At 36.5% G+C, this 22,469-nt stretch carries 15 protein-coding genes and 1 tRNA gene; 3 read left to right on the top strand and 13 right to left on the bottom strand.

The features are described from left to right. Positions 1-910: 910 nt before the first annotated feature. From ACN1CD_RS20730 to ACN1CD_RS20675, 12 genes are all read right to left on the bottom strand, one after another. Positions 911-1,174: a hypothetical protein gene (locus ACN1CD_RS20730; RefSeq protein ID WP_419132322.1), complete on the bottom strand. Its 264-nt coding sequence runs from the start codon at positions 1,172-1,174 to the stop codon at positions 911-913. A 130-nt stretch (positions 1,175-1,304) separates the two neighbouring features. Beyond that, positions 1,305-3,512 (bottom strand): peptidase domain-containing ABC transporter, encoded by a 2,208-nt coding sequence (locus ACN1CD_RS20725; RefSeq protein WP_419132321.1) that lies wholly within the window; start codon positions 3,510-3,512, stop codon positions 1,305-1,307. Next, a complete protein-coding gene (locus ACN1CD_RS20720; protein WP_419132320.1) occupies positions 3,513-6,668 on the bottom strand; it encodes a lantibiotic dehydratase in 3,156 nt (1,051 codons plus the stop codon). Between the two features lie 32 nt (positions 6,669-6,700). Beyond that, positions 6,701-7,936: a lanthionine synthetase LanC family protein gene (locus ACN1CD_RS20715; RefSeq protein WP_419132319.1), complete on the bottom strand. Its 1,236-nt coding sequence runs from the start codon at positions 7,934-7,936 to the stop codon at positions 6,701-6,703. A 32-nt stretch (positions 7,937-7,968) separates the two neighbouring features. Further along, complete coding sequence (locus tag ACN1CD_RS20710) at positions 7,969-8,886, bottom strand: LLM class flavin-dependent oxidoreductase (RefSeq protein ID WP_419132318.1); 918 nt, start codon at positions 8,884-8,886, stop codon at positions 7,969-7,971. 286 nt (positions 8,887-9,172) lie between these two features. Continuing rightward, a complete protein-coding gene (locus tag ACN1CD_RS20705; RefSeq protein ID WP_419132317.1) occupies positions 9,173-9,376 on the bottom strand; it encodes a class I lanthipeptide in 204 nt (67 codons plus the stop codon). Between the two features lie 156 nt (positions 9,377-9,532). After that, the gene (locus tag ACN1CD_RS20700) at positions 9,533-11,887 is read right to left on the bottom strand and encodes a TonB-dependent receptor domain-containing protein (protein WP_419132316.1); all 2,355 of its coding nucleotides are present in this window, start codon (positions 11,885-11,887) and stop codon (positions 9,533-9,535) included. A 220-nt stretch (positions 11,888-12,107) separates the two neighbouring features. Further along, a complete protein-coding gene (locus tag ACN1CD_RS20695; RefSeq protein ID WP_419132315.1) occupies positions 12,108-12,272 on the bottom strand; it encodes a hypothetical protein in 165 nt (54 codons plus the stop codon). Positions 12,273-12,971: 699 nt separating this feature from the next. Further along, positions 12,972-13,058: transfer RNA gene (locus ACN1CD_RS20690), tRNA-Ser, on the bottom strand. Between the two features lie 184 nt (positions 13,059-13,242). Continuing rightward, a complete protein-coding gene (locus ACN1CD_RS20685) occupies positions 13,243-13,680 on the bottom strand; it encodes a DoxX family membrane protein (RefSeq protein ID WP_419132314.1) in 438 nt (145 codons plus the stop codon). Between the two features lie 121 nt (positions 13,681-13,801). Continuing rightward, positions 13,802-14,494 (bottom strand): dipeptidase PepE, encoded by a 693-nt coding sequence (pepE, locus tag ACN1CD_RS20680; protein WP_419132313.1) that lies wholly within the window; start codon positions 14,492-14,494, stop codon positions 13,802-13,804. Positions 14,495-14,538: 44 nt separating this feature from the next. Beyond that, positions 14,539-14,928, bottom strand: coding sequence for a hypothetical protein (locus ACN1CD_RS20675; RefSeq protein WP_419132312.1), 390 nt, complete (start codon positions 14,926-14,928; stop codon positions 14,539-14,541). Positions 14,929-15,224: 296 nt separating this feature from the next. Between ACN1CD_RS20675 and ACN1CD_RS20670 the strand changes: the two genes are divergently transcribed. Then, on the top strand, positions 15,225-16,505 hold the full coding sequence (locus tag ACN1CD_RS20670; RefSeq protein WP_419132311.1) for an ATP-binding protein: 1,281 nt from the start codon (positions 15,225-15,227) through the stop codon (positions 16,503-16,505). Positions 16,506-16,930: 425 nt separating this feature from the next. Here ACN1CD_RS20670 and ACN1CD_RS20665 read toward each other — a convergent pair whose 3' ends face one another. Then, a complete protein-coding gene (locus tag ACN1CD_RS20665) occupies positions 16,931-17,515 on the bottom strand; it encodes an RNA polymerase sigma factor (RefSeq protein WP_419132310.1) in 585 nt (194 codons plus the stop codon). A 167-nt stretch (positions 17,516-17,682) separates the two neighbouring features. Here ACN1CD_RS20665 and ACN1CD_RS20660 point away from each other — a divergent pair, with 167 nt between their 5' ends. Beyond that, complete coding sequence (locus ACN1CD_RS20660) at positions 17,683-18,843, top strand: FecR family protein (protein ID WP_419132309.1); 1,161 nt, start codon at positions 17,683-17,685, stop codon at positions 18,841-18,843. Positions 18,844-18,960: 117 nt separating this feature from the next. Beyond that, the gene (locus ACN1CD_RS20655) at positions 18,961-22,464 is read left to right on the top strand and encodes a SusC/RagA family TonB-linked outer membrane protein (RefSeq protein ID WP_419132308.1); all 3,504 of its coding nucleotides are present in this window, start codon (positions 18,961-18,963) and stop codon (positions 22,462-22,464) included. Positions 22,465-22,469: the final 5 nt, after the last annotated feature.

The following is a 22,469-nucleotide window of genomic DNA, read 5'->3' as shown; positions in this document are numbered from 1 at the left end:
TGAAATTCAATCTTATTTTGGTGGGCCTTTAGATGCCTCACTGTGATTTTTTTGACATTTAGAAACTGTCTAAGAATTATAATTTATCAACTTGCGAAATCTCAAAAGGCTGTGTGCTGATGAATTTCGCAAGTTTTGATGACAGTACCGTAAAACTTTCGAAGTATTTTTCGCAACAAAGGCCGCCTAAACTTCGCAAGTTGATCTTCGCTCATGAAATTTATACAGTTTCTGAGGTATCAATTTTTTTACAGGTATAGTTTATCCACCTTCTGAAAGAAATATATGAAAACCGATTAAGTAAGTGGGTGGTCTTATTCCAAGCGACTAGCTATTCACATGCCTTAAAATGCAACTATCATGCCTTAGGACTGCGATAGGACTCCAATGGGCATCGAACTAAATGTACCTCTGCCATGCGTTAAAAATGTTTAGTACTTAAGTGAAAGTAAAGCTTAAAAAACATCAAGTTATCCAAAGAAATATTGATGCTTTTTAGAACTGTAGCTGTAATTGTCTAATATTTTATTTGTTCATCTTTAACCCCTAGTTTTTTGATCACGTTTTCTTCTACCGTGGCTATGTAGTCTGGCGTATTAGTGGCAACTGCCTTGGATAGGTGGTTAAGATGCATTCTTTTTTGATTTTATGAATTTGATGAGCCATTTCATGGATGACAAATGCAAAGTAAAAATCATGAAGAAACCAAAGCCAATGGCAATATTATCTTTTTTCGAAAGACATAATAAGGAAGCACTGTTGAATGTTATAGCCTGTGGTGTAAATAATAGAAGAGATTTTAGGTCTTTTAAAGAAAAGGGATAATTTATCTTCCAACTCCTAATGGTAATCAAAATATGCACCAATAAGGGAGAGATGCTCCGGCTCCTGTACCGTATTTTCTCTTGCTTTAATCGTTGCTTCTTTTACTTTTGGATGTGGGTAAAACATAGATAATCATTACAAACAAAACTGATATAATTTCCTTGTTTAATATATAGTTGTTTCCTGCTAGGCTCATTTCTGCTCCACAGCCGATGGTTGCAAGAAGGCGATAGTTCATGAATTCATTCTTGTCAAGGTAGTTCAGATAACTTTCATGTGCATCATCTCTTTGGGAAATATTTAATGTTGGGATGTTTTCGTAATTTTTAAAACTATGGTCAATATTCATGGTATGAAGTATTTAAAATAAGGTGTATGAAAAACTTATTATATTCTCCATAAATAGAAATAATCATCGAAAATATATTTATGCATTGTGTGCTTGTTCTATTCATGTAGAATTAAGTAACACATATAATCTAATCTCCTAGTTCCAGTTGATTTTTAACCAGTTTAAAGTACTCACCTTTCAATTTAACAAGCTCCTGATGGTTTCCTTTCTCTACCATTTCTCCGCGTTTCAGTACGATTATCTGATCAGCTTTTTTAACTGTAGATAGGCGATGTGCGATAATTAAGACTGTTTTGCCATGGAAAAAAGATTGAAAACTATCATGAATGATCTTTTCATTTTCTGCATCAAGCGCTGAAGTAGCCTCATCGAAAAAAATATAATGTGGATTTTTATAAATGGCTCTTGCGATGAGTATCCGTTGTTTTTGTCCGCCAGATAAATCATTACCTGCAGCTCCAATTTTGGTCTTATATCCTAGCGGTAATTCTTCAATGAAAGATGAAATGTTGGCTAAATGTGCTGCATGAATTAATCTCTTGAAGTCAATATTTACGTCACTGGTAGCAATATTTCTTTCTATAGTGTCTGATAGGATATATCCGTCCTGCATCACAACACCGCACTGTTCCCGCAGGCTTTTTGCAGAAAGATTCTTCAGTTCAAAATCCTGGTAATGAATATTCCCTTCTGTGACCGGATAGAATTTTAGCAGGAGTTTCATTAATGTAGTTTTTCCACTACCGGAAGCTCCTACGATTGCCGTAACTTTTCCCTCCGGGATTAAAAGAGAAACATTTTTAAGAACAAAAGCAGATTTCGGGCCCTGGTATTGAAATGATAGATTATTAATTTCAATAGCTCCGGGTTTGAGAGCTCGAGAATGATCTGAAAATATTAATTTATTATCACCTTCTTTTTCCTCTTCTGCCTGGGTTTGTACCTCATAGATTCTTTCCATGCTAAGCTTTGCATCCTGAAAAGATCTTAAGAAGGTAATTAGTTGTGTGACCGGAGCATTCATCTGACCAATTATATAGGAGATACTGAGCATAGCACCTAATGTGATATTACCATTAACGACCAATGTTGCCGCTATAAAGGTTACCAGAATGTTCTTCAATTGATTGATAAATTCAAAGCCGGAAGACTGGATCTGGTCAATTTTCAGGATTCTTATATTGGTCTTTAGTAGCCTTTCTTGTATGTGTTCCCATTTTTCAAGTTTATAATCTTCCATTTGGTATAACTTCATTTCTGTGATCCCATTAACAATTTCATAAATACTTTGCTGATGTTCCCCGGATTGCTGAAAACGGAAATAGTCGAGTATTTTCCTCCTTTTTAACCAAAATACGGACCATACGATTGCCAAAGCCGTCATGATGGAATATACCAGCAGGATCACCGGGTTGTAATACCATAGAACCATGAAAAAGGCAGAAAAAGTAAGAATTGAAAAAGAAGTGACCAGACTCTGGGAGGTAAGAAATCTCTCGATTCGTCCGTTATCAAGAATTCTCTGATTAAAATCACCAACATTTTTTGTTTCAAAAAAAGACAATGGAAGCTTGAACAGCTTTCTAAGAAAATCAGTTACGATCAAAATACTCAGCTTGGTACCAACAATTAACATCAACCAGTTTCTGATGATTTCAAAGGTTATTGAACCAATAAATAGGGTGAGTTGAGCTAACAGAATCATTACGATGATACTCGGGTTTTTTGCATTTACACCTTTATCAATGAGATTTTGAGTTAAAAACGGAAAGATAAAACTTATGCAGCTACCTAAAAGTAACATCACAAGCATCATGGCTATCTGCTTCTTGAAAGATTTTGTATACTTTAAAATATGTTTTAGATACCCTCCTTTCTTAGCATTATTTTCTAGTAGGTCAAATTGTTCTGTAGGTTCCAGAAATAAGGCCACACCTTTCCCTTCTCCTGTGTGCCAGGAACGGTTAAACTTTTCTTTTGGTAAGCTTACTATGCCGTGTGCAGGGTCTGCAACTTTATAGGTAACTTTCCGGGTAAATCTGTTCATTACGATTTTATAGAGCACCACAAAGTGGTTCTGATTCCAATGGATGATGCAGGGAAGGCTATGATGATTTTGTTCCAGCTGCTCATTAGATAAAGTTGTCGGAAAGGTTTCAAACCCTAACTTTTCTGCCGCATCAGATATGCCTAATAAATTTACACCTTCGCGGGTAATGAAGGATATTTCCCTGATGTGGTGCAGGTCAATATCTTTGCCGAAGTATTTAATAATCATACTCAGGCAGGCAGGGCCACAATCCATTTGGTCACGCTGATGTACAAAATCTATCATTTATAAACGATGTGTCTGATTAGTATAAAATGTTTTTTTATAGTGTTTATTAAGAAAATAATACATGATCATTTCATATTTCCTTTGATAAACCGGAAATAAGCGGTTGATACTCATATGAAGTAAACTAGGGAGTATAGGAATTTGAATACCCAGTGTATTTTGCTGTGAATAATACGTATTCATTTTCTCTACCACTTGGATCAAATCTTTTTCTCTCTTATGAAGTAATTTCGCAAATAGTTTAAATTCATGATTTTCCTTGTCGAAATGGTTATCAATCAAACTTCTCTTCTCGCGATACAAATTGTTAAGGTTTTGATTCAGGATCTTAGTATCGCCGAATTCTTTACAGAAGCTATCGCTAAGCATTCCGGTAAAGTGAATTCTGTCGATCATTTTTACTTTAAAATAATTAAAATATTCATGCATTGATTGCAGAGCAAAACGCCATCTGCTATTTTGATCAAAATCATGATTAATCTCCTTATTCATTACGTTTATAATTGTTTCACTATCCTTCCAGAAAATAGTTTCGCAACAAGTTATCATAGCACAGCCGTAACGTTCTAATTCACGTTCATATGAATCATATTGTATTTTGTAAATGGTGTTATTAGATAGTTCATCATCCAAGGCATCGTTAAGTAATCGTATGACTTCACCTGTAAGATTTTCATTTTTTAGGTGCATCCGAAGGCGGATGTGATTGTCCGGATCATTATATCTGATGAAAAACCATTTATCTATCATTTCATTTTTTTCAAGAATCCCGATCAAATTGGGTATTCCTTTTTTTAAGACAGCGTCAAGTGTTATATGCCCCCCGTAAATTTTTGCATAGAGCCATTCAGAACCTACATTAAATTTACGCTCAATATTTTCGGATTGTTGCAGTGGAGATACCGGTGCTTTATTTTTGTCACTACTTGTTTTGGATATGGGAATAATAATTTCATGAGCATAACCATTTCCTTCTGAATCTTTTACCAAACAGTTTGCAGATGAGAAGAATGACTCAGTAATTGTGATCAACTTATTACTCTTAAGGTGTTTGAAAAGAATTTCGAGGCATATTTCATTATCTAAATCAATTAATAACTTATTATCTCCATCCGTTAAAAGCACCTTGTCAGGAACCTTAAATTCACTTCGAAAAGATGCCAGCGCTGCATGTAAATTAGGAGATTGATCAACATTATTATAGGTTTTAAGCATCTCCATATCTATATTCCAAATAGCCGGAGAAATAATAATCTTTTTGTACACCACTCGCGGCAAAAACTTCGCCGTTTGAAAAGCCCCCCAGTTCCAGACAAGAGAAGCCATTATTCCCTGATGTTGAAGGTCACAGAGAAATTTATAGATAGGCAGGCTTGCAAATCTGAAGTTTTGAGCTGAGGATAAGCAGGGGATTACCCTGCGATTCAGTCGTTTGGAACGAAGTATTACCTCACCATTAGAAATTGAAACCATCAGGTCACTTACATAGATGCATTTCTCTCTGTTATTTCCGCTTTCTGATAGGTAGGGGATTTCATATTCTCTTAAAACGGGTCTGTGTATTATATTTCCGAGCCGAGGCTGTGATGAATGCACCACTTCGGCATAAATGGCATCTTTATGAATTTCTTCATTTTTGATGGCTACCTTAAGATGGTTGATCATTTCACTGTCTGTATGGCAAAATCTGGCAAATAATGTTGCAGCAGACGGACCATTAAAATAATCCAATTTAAATTTATAGTGACCGGCATCAGCTTCGGAACTATTGTCACCAAGAAGACTGCCCATAATGTAGCAACTATCAGGTAAAGTTGGTGATTTCACGTTTAACTGTTGAAGAGATTTTACATCTTGCTCGGTAATCTTAATTTCAAAAAAATCTTTTTTAAGGGCGTCGTAAAGCTTTTGATGCTGCAGATTTTGCAAGGCATCCAGTCTCAGTCTTAATGAGGAAGAAGTACTTTTAAAATTAGTTATTCCGCCTATTAACGCTGGGGCACCTACGGTATGATTAGTTAAGTCCCCATATCCGATTCCGTATTCCAGGTCGAGCACATCGGTTAATGGCATTTCACGATTTTCGTAGCGATTACTATATTTTATTTTAAAGTTTTCCAAATCTTCCACTACACTGGCAGGCATTATAGATGCTAACTCTTCCGCTTGACCTGTGATTTCATCTACAACCCTTTGTCCGATTTGATTATTGATTTTTTCCAGCTTTAAGTCAACTTGAAAAAAATCAGCATCATAATTACTAATTCCAAAAGAACTTTCAAGTTCAGTTTCGATGGCGGCTTTTTTTGCCTGAATCTCTATCTTACGCTCAGTAATATTTTTGATCCGTAATAATGCGTCCTGCACAATATGTATAATTGATGTAACAGGGTTATTTAAAATTTCAATTTTTCCGATTAGATCATCAATGGCACTATCACAGGTAAGTGATGGTGCTAGATTATGTACAAGAATTTCATTATCGATGATTTCATCGATAAACAAATCAACGTCCTTAAGATGAAACTCATTAAGATCAAAACAGGTCCTCAATTGTTCTTTTGTGGCTCCACATTTTGCCAACTCCATAACATTGTGAATGTGTTCAGTATAATCCACACTAGAATGATTAAATGCTTTCGTTCTGCCAATCATCCTGGACTCAAAATAATTTAACTTTTCATTAATGACATACGCGCTTGAATTGGGATATAACTTCAATTGACACTTTAAATCCGGGATTGAAACTATTTTCTGAACAATCGTTTCTAAGAGCTGCATGTCTAACCTGGTAATGGCAGTGTGGTTGTCGTTGGTGTTAAGTATAATGCTGGTGTGATCTTGTATAGCCCCTAAGCTTATACCGGAAAACATACCATAAGGTGTGCTTCTGCAACTGGCGCGAATGATATACTTTACGAGTGATTGCTCTACCTTTTTTATATTTAACTGCCTACTGTCATGCTGGAGATATGCATCCAACTCGTTAAATAAAACGGGTGATGCTAGAAAGAGCGCCTGCTTAAGCTCTTCTTTTTTAAATAGTTCTGTTAAAATTTCTCTTGTTTGTTCTGGGTTGTCTATTAGTTTTTCGGCACATGAAACAGGTAAATAGGGGGTGCGTAATAAGTAAAAGTTCTCGGGTTTTAACATAGGAGAGTGTATATGGAATTAAAGCATTTCTTTTAATTAAGTAAAAAAATATTGTTCCATGATAATTTTTGATCTTGGCTTTTTCCTACTTCAGATAATAATACTAAGGCCACACCTATGAGTCCTTCCAACAATTCTGCAGTCCTTTTCTTTTCAGTATAATAGCCACTGTCCAGTTCTGTTTCTATATATTCAACAGTTTTATTAAGCCAATAATTTTTTGCATCCAGATATTCACTTATAGACGTTTGCTCATAGAGATATCTATATATTTCAACCATTCCTGAAGTTCCATGGCAGAACTGTGAGTCTGATATATAAGTTTGTTCAAAATCCTTACGATAGGTCGTTGTTAAGCCTATTTTATGACTAAGTGACAAATAGTATTGATCTTGGAAGGTTTGACCCATGCGTAAAAATGCCATTACCTGATTTAAATCTCCGTAACACCAGGCTAGCCGGGTATTCCTTCTTCCTTTTATGTCAGGAGAAACTACACTGTCAGCATGGCAGTAGATTTTTTTTTCAAAGTTTACATCTTCTATTTTTCCATTAAGATATTTTGCAATATCGTATGCTAGATTTTTATAGGCTTCCCCTATCAAACCTTTGTCGATAAGATCAAGCAAAATCACTAAAATACCGGATAACCCATGCGAAAGGCTTAGGTTTATCGTGTTTTTAGGATATTCTGGTATGAACTTATTGAAAAGATCAAAATAAACTCCTTCATGATCACTAGTTATAGATTTACTCATCAGCAATTTAACAAGTTCTTCAAATTTTAATGTAGATATGGTTGTGTTTTTTGAATTAGTCGATAGGTACCGTATAGCTCCAAAAGCACCATGCATAAATTCACTGTCATTATTTTTAATCCTGTCAATAATCCATTCATAAATAAGTTCATCTAGATTTCCCAGGTCTATATCACCGTCATCAATAAATTGCTCACTGATTAACTGATTGATGACTATTCCTAATCCTGACAGGCCATAGCTTAATGTGTAATTACTAAGCGTACTTGTGCCTTCTTCAACTCGATACAGAATATCTTGTAACAGATTTAATGAGCGGTCTTTCGAAGAGGAATCATTAAAGATTGTGTAATAATTCATATGATAGATAACAAGTCCAAGATTTCCACTAAACAATGAATCTCCTTTTAGCAGTGCATATCTGTCTCTATCTAAATCCGTTTCATGTTCAATAGGAGAGATAATTTCATTTATTCTGCCCAAAAGGCTGATGATTTTTTGATGATCCATATGTTTGAAAGTATTTTTAAAGCGATACAGTGTCAGTTTTTTATTTTCATGGTACTAGCAATCAGTGATATTCCTTCCATTCTGTCTTCGGGTTTAAGTGCAACATTCATAAATATAAACTCATTAATACCATAGTTCTGTTCATATTCAGAGAGACGATCATGAAAAAGAGCAGGGCACCCAACGATATTGTCCGTAGTGAATCCGTAAGAGTAGTGTTCAAAGTTTTTCTTTGCTTTTTTACCATCTTTGGAACACGCTCCGGAAAATGCTAAAGAAACTTTTGGCATGCGGCCATTAAATGTATAAAACAGCTCTTTGTATTCTGCTAATTGATCTTTATGGTATGAAATATCACTACCGAAATGAAATACAGATCTTGATATATTGAGTCCTTGTTTTGCTAAGCTTTCAAAATTCCTGTAAGAGCCTGTGAGGCTCCATATTTCAGGAAGATTAGCTTTAAAGGGCGGAATAATAATTTCTTCTTTAAGAAGTTCATCTTCATGGTACAAATAATTAAGTAGAGACTTAATATTTTCATGAAGCTTGGTTTCAATAATTTCTTTACTTTGCGTGATGCGCAACTCGGAACTACTACTGTTTATATTTCGGCTACTATACCCTTTAGCAATACCCAGATCAATTCTGTCGTTATAAAGGTTGTTCAATAATTTAAAAGTATAAGCAATCCGGTATGGGGAATGATTGGCAAGAATAATCCCGCCAGCTCCTATTCTGATACGGTCTGTAGCGCCCGCAATAATTGGTAGTAATACTTCAGGGTTTAGCCATGCAGCGAGAGGATCAAAGTTATGATGTTCAGCAAGCCAGAATCTGCTATAGCCGAGATCGTCAGCTGCTATAGCATAGTCAAGCAAATCCTCTATAATAGCCAGGCTATTCATATCAGGTGATCTTACTCCAAAATCCAATAGTCCTAATTTCATAATTTAAAATTGTAATCTTTATGATTTTTAATGCCACAACAAAATTGTGTATTGGCATAGGAACAAACAGCAATGCCTTACTATCTAGCTGAGTACTTATAACAGCAGTATTTATGGCGGGATGTAAATCACCATAGGCAATTGCCTTCATCTTATATATGGAAATGTAATTTTCCAGGATGAGTAAGATATTTTTTTCCTTTTCTATCCAGATCTATTAATTAGGATGAGTCAATCAAAAAATATAAAAACGAAGTGCAAAAAAAGCACTTCGCCTGGTTAAAAACTAGCAGCAAGCACTGGCAGCTGATGAACAGCAATCACTTGAAGCAACAAACTGTTCCACTGGTGTTGTAGGGGGTGTAACAGTAGTTGCTGCAGCACGGGCAACACCACCAGAAATGGCTTTCATTTGCTGATCGTTGATTTTAGACAATGTTTCTTTGTTTAAAGAAAGTTGCCCTTTTCTAAATTTGATTTCTGTTTTCATAATGATGAAATTTAGTGTTAAAGGAATTGTTGCTTTGTTCTATCAGGAGAACAGTCCACTTTCTGTTTCGGGTACAGAATGTAAAACCCCAACCTTGTTTCATCAGGCCTCAATGAAATTTCGGCTGTTCTTTCGCGAAAAGAATATTTTAGCGGGTTATAACCTATTCAGATTATCATTACCCTTTTGTACATTTTTATTTGTTACCTTATTTTTATTCTTGATATTATAAGTGAAGGTTAGCGTTGGATAACTGGTAATCCGTTTTTGGTAAAAAGCAAAATTAAAATCTTCATACCTTGAAATATTTCTATCTCTTTGGGTATTAAAAATATCATCCCAGCTTAGTCGGATCGAACCAGCATTCTGGAGAATGGTTTTCTGTAGCGCAAGATCAAGCCCATACTGATAATCAAATTCCACAACACTGTTCTGGCTTTTACTGGTATAGTCATTTGTAATATCTAAAAAGAATGTTTTACCGAACTTCACTTGTAAATTCAGGGTATTAAAATATGACCATCTGTTATGAAGAGCATTACCCACTTCGAAGTTGTAATACCATATACCACTTGAAATATTGGCATAAAGCCATTTGGTGATGTCACCGTAGTATGAATGTGAAAAACCAGTCATTGCGGATTTTCCAAAATTTTGCGGTTTATAGGTGCTGATGTTATTTTCGACGGAATATACTCCAACAATAAGATCACTCGAAAAACTTCCAAAAAAAGAAAAAGTATGATTTTTCAGATTATAGCTTAGGTCTACCTTATCTGTATATTGGGGCTGAAGATTGGGATTGCCTGTTTGATATAAAAAATCATTTTGTTTGATCACAAAAGGGTTGAGATCCCTAAAGCTTGGTCGGGTTATTCGCCTTGCATAAGACACCGATATACCTTGATTATCTTTTATCGCATAGCTGTAGTATATACTGGGGAACCAATCGAAATAAGTTCTTTTTACTTCAGTACTGTTTGCATTATCGATTCCCGAAATATTGGTGTATTCTGTTCGAAGCCCTATTTTTAAATTATGTTTTTTATTCCATTGTTTAGCAAGCGTAATGTAATTTGCTAATACTTTTTCATCGTTACTGAAATTTTGATTGCCATCTGCGGGAATCCATTCATTATTTTCGTTGATGGACACATCAAGCAGATTATCCCTGTTCACACTGGCATATTTAGTTCCCACCACCAATTCCAAGTCTTTGTTCAGCTTCTGCACCCAGTCTGCCTGCAAATTGATGAAATTTGATCTGGCGTTGGTTAAGAATCTATAATAATTGTTAGATAGCGGTCCAAAAATATATTTGGTGTCTACTTCATTATTATTGTTCAACTTGTTATTGCCGATATCACCAATGAATTTAAGATAACTACCTTTCTCGTTAAACTTGTAGGTATAGTTCAGGGTGGCATTCCAAAAATTATTTTTATTGTTATAAAGAGAATTATTATAAGAAGTAGCATAAAGAGATGGGTTATAGACCATCAGATTTTCCCAGCCATCCCGATGTATTTTACTATTAGAATAGTAAATTTCGGCTCCCAGTTCATGATGTTGTGAGGGAAGAAAGAGAAGCCCTGTTGTTGTACTGAAATTTTTATTTCTGTTATCACTCTCTCCAAAATTCTCATTTTTCCCATTAGTAGTGAAGAAATTTGTTGCTGAATTAAACCTTGATAAGTTGCTGTTATCAGAATAATTAATTTTATTATACACATTCCATTTTTCGGAACCGAATTGATTAGTGATACCGCCTGTGTAAGCGGAATGATTTTCATCACGGTAGGAATAAGAAGTTCTTATTGTTGATTGGAACCCTGTAGGTGCCTTTTTTAAAACGATATTAACAACTCCACCTGTGTTGGATGCATCGGTTTCTGCTGCTCCTGCATTTTGTATTTCAATAGTTTTAATGTTCTCAGAATTTAAACTATTGAGATAATTGTTTAATTCTTCCGAAGAAAAATTCATTTTTCTTCCATTGATCATTACCAGAACACTTTCATTGCGAAGCGTTACGCTACCTTGTGAGTTAACTCTAAGCCCAGGACTTCTTTTAAGAAGTTCAAGTCCGTTATACCCTTGCTTTAATGGACTGTTCTCTACATTGAAAATGAGCTTGTCAAATTTGCGTTCTATAATTTTTTTATTTGCGGTAATGGTAACTCCTTCCAGCACTACCGCATCTTCAACAATTAACTCTCCAACTGAAAGATCTGTCTGTAGCACTATTTCTTTCTTTAATAAACTCTTACCAAACTGTTCTACGATTAATAAATAGTTGCCCTTAGCTGCTTTTAAGTTAAAAATTCCAAGACTGTCTGTAGAGGTTTCTGCGATGTGTATGCTATCTTTCGCCATCAAAATAACATTTACATATTCTAGATATGATTTTTGACTGTTTTTGACCGTACCACTTAATTTTAGCTGTTGTGCTGAAACCGATATGGTAAACAAAATCCCAATAGTGAAGAGGAGAGACTTTAATATAGACATTTGCTTTATTGCTGAATAATAATTCTGTAGTAAAGAAAATAAAATATATTTTAATTGCCAAATTATTTGTCTACATATTATTGTTTTTTTTGTAAAAAAATAATACTTTATTTGTAAGTTAAAATTTATTGTAGTGATTATCAGACTTATTTATTAATATTTGTTTTTATTTAATTTAGATATAAAAGTATTAACCTAATATGTTAACAATGAGTTAATTCTATTTATTTCTTTTCACGAGAATTGGAAGTAAATGTCTTTTACCACCGGAAATTTTGGGTTTGGTATTACTTTCAATTTTGTTTTTGGAATTTTCTGCTTTGTGCTCTCCATTGGTTCTTAACCAATAGTTGGCTTTATTAATGATTGCTACGGATTTATACATTCCTTCCTTATTTTATGCAGATTTTTGTATGCCTATGTAAACTGCACTATTTGAATTGATGCTAAAAATGAGCATAGAGTGGCGTTTTTTGATAAGTCTACTATTTATGCTGATGGCATACACCAAAATTGTTGCGGTCTGCTATCCATAATAGGGGAAGGGGATATTTGCATTTCCTTTAGGGATACATAATTTGTAATAAAACAAGTCCTTGAATTGCGCTTTTGCTGTACCATATCGCCCTCCTGGTTCTGTAGATCATTTATAGGGTGTGATTTCCAATAATGCCATTTGATTTTACAAAGGGTTTCTGTTCATCACTTTCTATTCATAATGATTTGGCATTTTGGTTGGCTTTCCTTTAGGTCAATGACATGCATTGGTCAGGTTTCCATTTCTCTATCCATATAAACGATTCTACGTATCCGTTGGAATTGGTTTGAAGGTCTGATGGAAAATTAAAGCAGATTGGGGATTGTAAAGTGATCAAAGGTTTTCAGTGTGATGCTTTAAAGTTTTAATTTCTTTATGTAGTTATTTAAAAGATTAATTAATTAATCCAATAACTCAAACAAAAAGGGATTTAAAAATCAGGTTGTTGCCGGTCAAAGTACTTCGAAATCAATTATATGTTTAAGGATGTGCTAAAAACACAAAAACCCTGCAATCATTGATTACAGGGTTTCTAATTTTATGCTGCGGAGAGTGGGGGATTCGAACCCGCGGACCCTTTAACAAGTCAACAGTTTTCAAGACTGCCGCAATCGACCACTCTGCCAACTCTCCGCTGCAAAAGTACAAAGTTGATCGTAATCTGCAAATGATTTTTACTTTAATATTTAATAAAAAATATTAGCGCTTGTTAACCATTAAGTTAGCACTTCATTTTTTCTCAAAAAGCTATCTAATTCAGCAGAAATTGGCGGCGTTTTAGTCCTTTTTCATTTTTTTTATCCTAGTAAAAAGCAGGTTATTGCGGTACAGCCTGCACTTTATCTACGGCAAGCACGCCATTTCCTTCTACAATGAAGCAGATTAGTCCGATTAAAACCAGTGATGAAAACCAGAATTCGGAGTAAGGCTTAAAGATGCCACCTGAAATGTTAATAAAAAATACTGCTCCGATTAGGATGGGCAAATTTAGGAGACAAAAAAAGCGGGTGTTGGTACCAATAGCAATGGCTGCGCCACCAATAATGTGGACTAATATAATTAAGTGTGCCGCTAAACTGATGCTGAATGCGGTGCCCAGCATGGCGCCTCGCATTAAATGATTAAAGGCTTCCATGTTGATGTAAAAATCAACTCCCTTCCAGATGAGGATGATGCCTAGCAAAATTCTGAAATAATCAATCCATTGAGGGTGATGCTGATCTCCCCAGTTTTCAATTTTCTTGAGCAGTTTCATGTTTTCTATATTTGGTTATGTCAATTTACAGAAAATCATGAATAAAAGCAAAAGTTTATCTTATTTATGATCAGTTAATTAATTAATCGAAATCTTTTGAAATCCATCTCTATCTGTACCATTACAAAACTGTTCCCGGTTCAATTTCATAGGGTTTTTTATCCTTTTCGAAAATCCTGGTTTTTTCTGAACCTTCGGTGGTAATGCGGTTGCCGATTTGTCTGATCCAGTTTCCTTCTCTTAATCCGATCACTTTGGTGTCGTTTTGTGTTAAAAATTCCATAATTCTCGTTTCCCGGGTTTCGCCATTGTGTTTCAAATCCGGATTCGGATCAAGATAATGCGGGTTAATGTTGAATGGAACCAAACCCATACATTCGAATGAAGCAGGATAAACAATCGGCATATCGTTAGTGGTTTTCATGTTGAGCCCGCCAATGTTGCTGCCAGCACTACAGCCCAGATAGGCCTTGCCATTCTGGATTTCGTGTTTAAGCACCTCCATCAAACCCATTTCGTGCAGTGTTTTTACAAGCAGAAAAGTATTGCCGCCCCCGGTGAAATAGCCCTGGGCATTCTGTACGGCCATTACTTGATCATCAAATTCGTGCAAGCCTCGAACTTTGATCCCAATATATGCAAAAAACGGTCTTGCCTTTTCGGTATATTCCTCATGAGATAGGCCTCCTGGCCGGGCAAACGGAATAAAGATGATCTCCTCCAGCCCTTTAAAAAGATTAATCAATTCCTCCTTAAGATAATCCAGGTAAGTTCCGCCAAAAAGTGTAGATGTAGAAGCAAGAATAATATTCATTTTGTTTGTTTTAGAGGTGCGTAAATGGTTATTCAATAGCAACTTTACTTCTTAACCGGCTTAATGTGGGGAATTGCGATGGCGAGTACGTTTTCTATGGTTTCTACATATTCATCAGTCGGAATATCTTCCCAGAGATTCCGCATGGTACCTGCTAGTTCATTTTCTGCAGCAATCCATGTGGTAATCTTATTATTTCCTGTTTTAATATAGCCATGAACTGCTCCCTTTAAAATCAAATAAATATACTTGTTCCGCTTAAGCGGCGAGGCAACATGTTTGTTTTTTCCAAAATTTACCGGGAAAGTTTGCTCGTTGATGACGGCCTCAATCTCTGGACTAAGGCCGTGAAAAGATTTAAACACGGCGATTAATGGGGATTTTCCACCGAAATCGGTCCATTTTTGGTCACCGTAGATATTCTCAATGTTCATTAATGATAATTTTGGGTAAAACTCGGAATTATAATATGAAAAGCATCACAGACAGGCGGCTTAATTGACGGAATTTGTTAATAATTCTTAATCAAATTGTTTTAGGAATAAGCGTATTGAGACTATGTTTAATCATTTAATTATTGGTTTGAATAGGTTTTTTCTAAAATAAGGGCGTTTGAACATACATTTTCCTGCATACCCTAAATGAGGAAAATTGGCTGATTGTATTGATTTTAAACATCGCTATGATTTCACAGATGTTTGGGTATATTTGCTAATTAATTTAGCAACAGATGTCTGAGAAAGTTAACATTACCTCAAAGGGAATTCAAAAAGTACTTAAAAATTATAACGAGAAACAAGCCATAGCCGAGTACATATGGAATGGTTTTGATGCTAATGCAGATACCATTCACCTTGATTATGTAACCAACGAACTCGGACGTTTAGATAGTTTGCAAATTGCAGACAATGGTTATGGTATCAACTTCGAAAGGTTGCAGCAGAAATTTGATCCATTTTTCGAGTCAGAAAAAGCCATTCAGATTGTTGCACCGAAGCATACTTCTAAAATGCATGGAAGGAATGGGGTAGGGAGACTTACGTTTTTTACTTTTGCTCATAATGCCAACTGGAATACGACTTATCAGGATGAAAAAGGCCTCCGCCGCGGAATAATACAAATTAATACAGGTGGATTAAATAGCTACGAGGCCGCTGAAGAAGTTGCTACTGAAAGTCATACTGGAACTGTGGTGACCTTTACTAATCTCCGCATCAGTGAATTGGATTTTGAGCAAGGTGTTGTTCCCTTTCTAATTAATGAATTTTGTTGGTTTATCGAACTGAACAAACACAAAAAAATGCAGGTGTTTGTTAATGGAAAAGCACTTGATTTTTCGGCGAACATTAAAAGTTTAGAAGAATTTGAATTGCATTATGCTGATACCGGCTTCAAGTTCAAAGTAAAATATGTGCACTGGAAAGAGAGTCTGCATAAAGAGCTATCTAAATATTATTTCCTGGCTGGAGGCGAAGAGATTTACAAAGATTATACTACGCTGAATAAAAAGAGCGATGATTATTTTCACAGCGTTTACATAGATAGCGACTTCTTCAGGGATTTCGATTTCAAGAGTTTTGAAAATGAAGGTCAGGTGGCTTTATTTGGTGCCGCTAAATCTGCACCTGAATACCGTTTCCTGATAAAAGAGCTTAACGAATACCTGAAAAACAAGCGTAAACCTTTCTTAAGGGAATATGCTGATCGCTTAATTGATACTTTAGAGCAGGATGGCGTTTTTCCCCGTTACGTAACCGAGCGGGAGCGCGATGTTTCTAAAACAAAGTTGATTGGGCTGATTAAGGTATTGTATGAAGTAGAACCAAAGTTATTTAGCAGCCTGAGCATCGATCAAAAGAAAATGCTTGTTCGTTTGCTCGATCTCTCGCTGAGAACCAATGAAAATGATGGGATTTTTAATTTGCTGAGTGAAATTGTTCAACTCGAAGAAGAGGATCAGCATGATTTACGGGAAGCTTTGGGTTTTGAGTCTCCAGTCGGGAGTCTGTAGTCATGAGTCCAGGGCGTAAATAGACTCTAGTAAATTATTTTAATAAAGAAACTTATTTGAGTTTGGAGTCGAGAGTTTGGCGTTGTGAGACCAGGGCGTAATAGACTAACGACTATGGACTAAGAAACCGTCTAAATTCATGAATGAAGATCAACTTGCGAAGTTTTGTTGGCCTTTGTTGTGGAAAATACTTCGAAAGTTTTAAGGTACTCTCATCAAAACTTACGAAATTCTTCCGCGCTCAGGCCGTGGAAATTTCGTAAGTTGATAAATTATAATTTTTAGACAGCTTCTAAGGACTTCCGACTTTAGAGGGGTTTCATGAAGAACTTATTTGAGTCGAGAGTCTGTAGTCAGGAGTCCAGAGTGCAATAAATCAGGAATCAACAACAAACGAAAAACGATCAACGACTAACAACTCTTGACTAAAAAAACAACACACCTGTATACTTCAACATCGCTCTTAAATGTTTCAGTGCAATGGTTAATTGATTTTCGACGGTTCTTTTTGAAATGCCGAGTTTTTCAGCAATTTCAGTAATACTTAAATGATCCTGTCTGCTTAGCAAGTAGATTTCACGACAGCGGAGTGGTAATTCTTCGAGCGAAATCTTTACTTTTTGATTGAGTTCTGCAATCAGCATTTTTTCATCACCTGCATTGGATATCGATGGATGATTTGTAAGCAAGCCATCACTTTCTGATTCATAGCTCTCTACATATCTTAACGGAATTGCTTTTTTCTGTTGATTTTTTCTGATGCCATGGTAACTGGCAGAAGTAACCACATAACTTCTAAATGAAGAAATGCTTAAGCTATGGCGCTTATTCCAGATATTCAGAAAAATATCGTGTGCAATTTCCAGTGCAAGTTCTTCATCTTTAACGTATCGGAATGAGACGGCATACACCCGCGACCAATGACGTTCGAAAAGTAGATTAAAAGCCTTTTCATCATTGTAAAGAATACGGTTTAGTAGTTCCAGATCGCTATAATCGCTGTTTGGCATATGCTTATTTATAATAAAGCTATGGTTTAAAAACTGAAATAAAAAATGCATTAGGACCGCATAATGCATTATTTGTTTTTTTTTAATTTTTTTATGTGTGTGCCCGATCTTAAATGTATCTATATCTATAACAAGCTATCCTAACCAAATATTCAAACATCCGGGAAATGACAGAAACCCAATATTTTGACCTTTGTGAAAAGTACCTGAAGGGCTTATGTTCTCCGGAAGAAGAAAATATGCTTCATACTTATCAAAGAGAAAATGGTTTGCTTGATTTAACCCTATCTGCTGCTGAGGTACAAAGACTTCATGAAACGTTAAGCAACAGGCTTAACCAAAGTATCCGGGCACAAAATGGAAAAAAGTTTAATCTCGTTTGGCTAAATTGGAAAATAGTTGCGCCCATTGCTGCCGTGCTTTTATTAACCATTTATCTTGCTGTCCATCTTTTTCAATCGGATAAACAAAAACCTGTATTATCTGCAAAAGCAAAGCCATTAAATGAAGTAAAAGACATTGTAGCGGGTTCTGCCAATGCCGTGCTTACGTTATCAACCGGAGAAAGTATTAAGCTTGATGGTTCGAAAAATGGTATAATCAATAATGAAGGCAGTGCCAGTATTTCTAAATCAGGTAACGGGCTGGTGGTTTCTGCGAGGGGAAAGAGCAATCAGCCAAGTAATGAACTTTTAAATAAAATTACCATTCCGAGAGGTGGGAAATATGATATTACATTGCCAGATGGAACAAGGGTTTGGTTAAACTCTTCATCTTCATTAAGCTTTCCAAATACCTTTGAGGGGCCAGATCGTAAAGTAATGTTAACGGGCGAAGCTTATTTTGAAGTAGCCAGTAACAAGCAAAAACCTTTTAAAGTGAATGTTGATGGTAAGCAAGAAGTAGAGGTTCTGGGTACACATTTTAATATCAGTTCTTTTGAAGAAGATCAAAATATCACTACTACTTTGCTGGAAGGTGCTGTAAAAGTGAACACCAGCAAATTCCAAACGCTCATAAAACCTGGGGAGATGGCGATTAATAACCTGAAGACTAAACCAAGAATTGTTCAGGCAGATTTAGATGAGGTAATGGCCTGGAAGAATGATATGTTCATTTTTCATAATGAAAACATCAGCTCCATTATGAAAAAAATTTCCAGGTGGTATGATGTAGATGTAACTTACGAAGGAGACATGACGGCACTTAATTTTGAGGGTAATTATTCCCGATCTAAAGGACTAAAAAGTTTACTTAAAAATATTTCGCTTACCGATAAGGTACGCTTTGTGATGGTAGAAAGGAGGATTACTGTTATAGCAAAATAAATACACTCCAAAAGAAAATCCAAAAACCGGAAGTGTTGAGACCACTCCCGGAATTGATTAGCAATCAGCTAATTCGGATATTATTAATCAATCAAACAACTAATTAATCCTAACCAAATGTATAAAATTTTTACTGCACTTCAGTGCGGGGATATCCCTTGCTATACGCAAAAAATTCTTCGAGTTATGAGGCTTACCATCATGTTATTAATGATTGCTGTTTTACAGGTGAGTGCCGGCGGTTTTGCCCAGCAGGTAAGCATCAATGTGAAAGACGCTCCGGTACGAGAAGTGCTTAGCCAGTTAACCAAACAAACTGGCTATAACTTTATCTGCGATGCCAACATTATTAACAGCATCTCACCAGTTACCATTAAAGTAAAAAACACGCCGCTTCAAAAGGTTTTAGAAGCCTGTTTTGCTACTCAACCAGTAGAATTGCTTTTTGGCGATCATACTACAATTGTAATTAAAAGAAAGGCTCAGGTTATTCAACCAGTGGCTCAGGTTATTTCAGTTTCCGGAAAAATCACTGATAATAAAGGCATCGGTTTGCCTGGTGTAAGTGTATTGGTAAAGGGAACGAAAACTGGTGTAGTTTCGGATATTAATGGTAATTATGCTATTAAAGCACCAGATCAAAGATCGGTATTGGTATTCTCTTTTATCGGTATGGTTAGCCAGGAAACTACGGTGGGCGATAGAACAGTAATTAACATTGTGCTGGCGGATACGCCACAATCGCTTGGCGATGTAGTAGTGGTGGGTTACGGAACCCAGTCGCGAACCACTGTTACCTCTTCTATTACTAAGGTAGAAGGAAAAAACATTGGTAATCAGCCTGTATCTACTCCTGGTGAAGCCTTAGCAGGTTTAGCTGCTGGTGTTCAGGTACAATCAGATCAGGGTGGTAAGCCAGGTGCGGCACCAACCATCAGGGTTCGTGGTGTAAGTTCGTTGAGTTCATCAAATGATCCCTTATATGTAGTAGATGGCTATCCGCTGGAAACTGCTGCTAATTTTAACCTGATTAATCCGAGCGATATCGAATCTATTGAGGTTTTGAAAGATGCCGCATCTGCTGCGATTTATGGTTCCAGAGCTGCCAATGGGGTAGTGTTGGTGACCACCAAACGAGGAAAAGCAGGTAAAACGGTATTTTCTGTGTCTGCTTATACGGGTATTCAAACTGTAAATAAATACATCGATGTTTTAAGCAAAGATCAATATGTAGCGCAGGTAAAAGCGTTAAGCAGGATTAAAAACCTGCAATATCCTAGCATTCTGGATGGTGATATTTCCAACCTTCCTGATGTAGACTGGCAAAAGGAAATTTTTAGAACGGCGCCAATCAGCAGTTTTGAATTTAATGCTTCTGGTGGTAGTGAAAAAGTACGCTTTAGCGCTTCAGCAGGAATCTTTAAACAAAAAGGGGTGTTAATTGGAACGGAATATACCCGCTACAATACGCGGATAAACCTGGATGCCGACATTGTTAAAAATGTGAAATTTGGCTTCTCCATTTCTCCTTCTTATTCTGAGCAATTCAGACAACCTTCTTCAGGGCAGGCGAGTGGTGCAGGTGCTAACCCGAGCGATTTTATTATTGGCGTACCGGGCTTGCTGGCAGATTTAAACTTGCCAAGTCCATTAAACCAGGCTTTAACTTTTCAACCGATTGTGCCAGTGTATCGCGCCAATGGCGATTTTGCACAGCCTTATGATCGCGAACTGAATTATAATTTGTCGCCAACCTCTGTGTTTTCGGCATCTAACTTTTATAATCCGGTAGGCATTTTAAGTCAGTCGATCAATCGTTCAAGAGCATTCAGAACATTAAGTAATGCCTTTTTAGAATATGCGCCAATTCCTGGATTGAAGTTGAAAACCTATATCGGCGCCACTTTAGAAAACGAGCAAATTCATGGTTACATTCCAGGTTCTATGGCTTATAGTTCTGCGCCAACAGCTTCTTATACGAGTCCGCAATTGGCTGGTATCTTTGCTTCGGATAATGTGCGTAACAGTTTCGACTGGGTTTGGGAAAATACGGCTACCTACGATAAACAATTGGGTAAACACCATTTTAATTTATTGGGCTTGTTTTCTGCACAGAAATACGAATCGCAGATTAACTATACGGCAGGTTTACCGGGTACATTTATTACCACTTCGGTACAAAGTCCGTTGGCATCGCCAAATACAGTGGGTACCGAACTTTTTGATGCCAATACTTTTGTTTCTTATGCGGGTAGGTTTACTTATGATTATGATAAGAAATATTTATTTACTGCTGCGGTTCGTCAGGATGGTTCATCCCGTTTCGGTTTAAATAATAAATATGCGGTGTTCCCATCTTTCTCACTGGGCTGGCGTTTGGCTGAAGAGCCTTTCTTAAAAGAGCCATTGGCAAAAATCGGGATCAACGAGTTTAAACTAAGAGGTGGTTATGGACGCACGGGTAATGCCAATATTGGAAGCTTTACCTATGTAAATGCCATTGCCTTAAATAGAAATTATGCTTCTGGCAGTAACCGTATTTTTGGAACCCAGCAAACGGGTTTTGCCAATCCGGATTTAACCTGGGAGAAAAATGATCAGACCAGTATTGGTACTGACATTGGTTTATTACAAAACAAAATCGTTTTAACGTTCGATTATTTCATCCGTAATTCTAACGGCATGTTACTGAACAAAGCTTTGCCGCTTGATGTGGGTTACACCACTACTTACCAGGCAAACCTGGGTAAACTGCAAAATAAAGGTTTCGAATTTACAGCCAATACCAACTTCAAACTGGGTGCGGTAACGTGGAATGCAAATGCTAACTTCTCTACATATAAAACGAAAGTTTTAGATCTTGGTGGTCCGAGTGCGTTACCAGCGGTAAGGGCAATTAATGGATGGAATAATGTGTATCAGGTACAAGTAGGTCAGCCGTTGGGCATTATGTATGGCTATGAAATTGTAGGCGTATTTAGAAATGCTGCAGATTTGGCTAACAACCCAAGAGTTACTTCGGGGAATAATATTGGCGATTCGATGATTAAAGATCAGAATGGTGATGGCAAAATTGATGTAAATGATATGACGGCATTGGGCCATGGTTTACCAGATTTTACCTACGGTTTAACCAATTCATTTCAATACAAAAACTTTGATTTAAGTATTCTGATGCAAGGTGTACAGGGGGTAAATATCATCAATGGAAATAACAGACAAACGATTACTGGTAACCATAATCAGAATTCTGTAAGTAAATATTTTAATAATTATTTCGATCCTGCTTTTCCGGATAGGGATGTGGTTTATCCGAGTCCGATTTCAACAGGTTCATTGCCAGGCCCAGCCTTGTCTAGTTTAGCAGTTGAAAACGGTTCTTACCTGCGTGTCAGAAATATTACTTTGGGCTATCGCCTGAGCGAAAATCTGTTGAAAAAGATTTCTCTTCAGTCGGCCAGATTCTATGTAACGGCTCAGAATCCATTCCTGATTACGAAATATTCAGGTTACAACCCTGAAGCGAATATTATGGGTGGAGATCCTACCACGCCAGGCGTAGATCAGGGAACTTACCCAACTGCCCGTACCATCATTTTTGGAATCAACTTTGGATTTTAATTGCC

The organism is Pedobacter sp. N23S346 (assembly GCF_048515415.1).
Lineage (GTDB): Bacteria > Bacteroidota > Bacteroidia > Sphingobacteriales > Sphingobacteriaceae > Pedobacter.
This window is presented reverse-complemented; position numbering and strand designations above follow the sequence as displayed.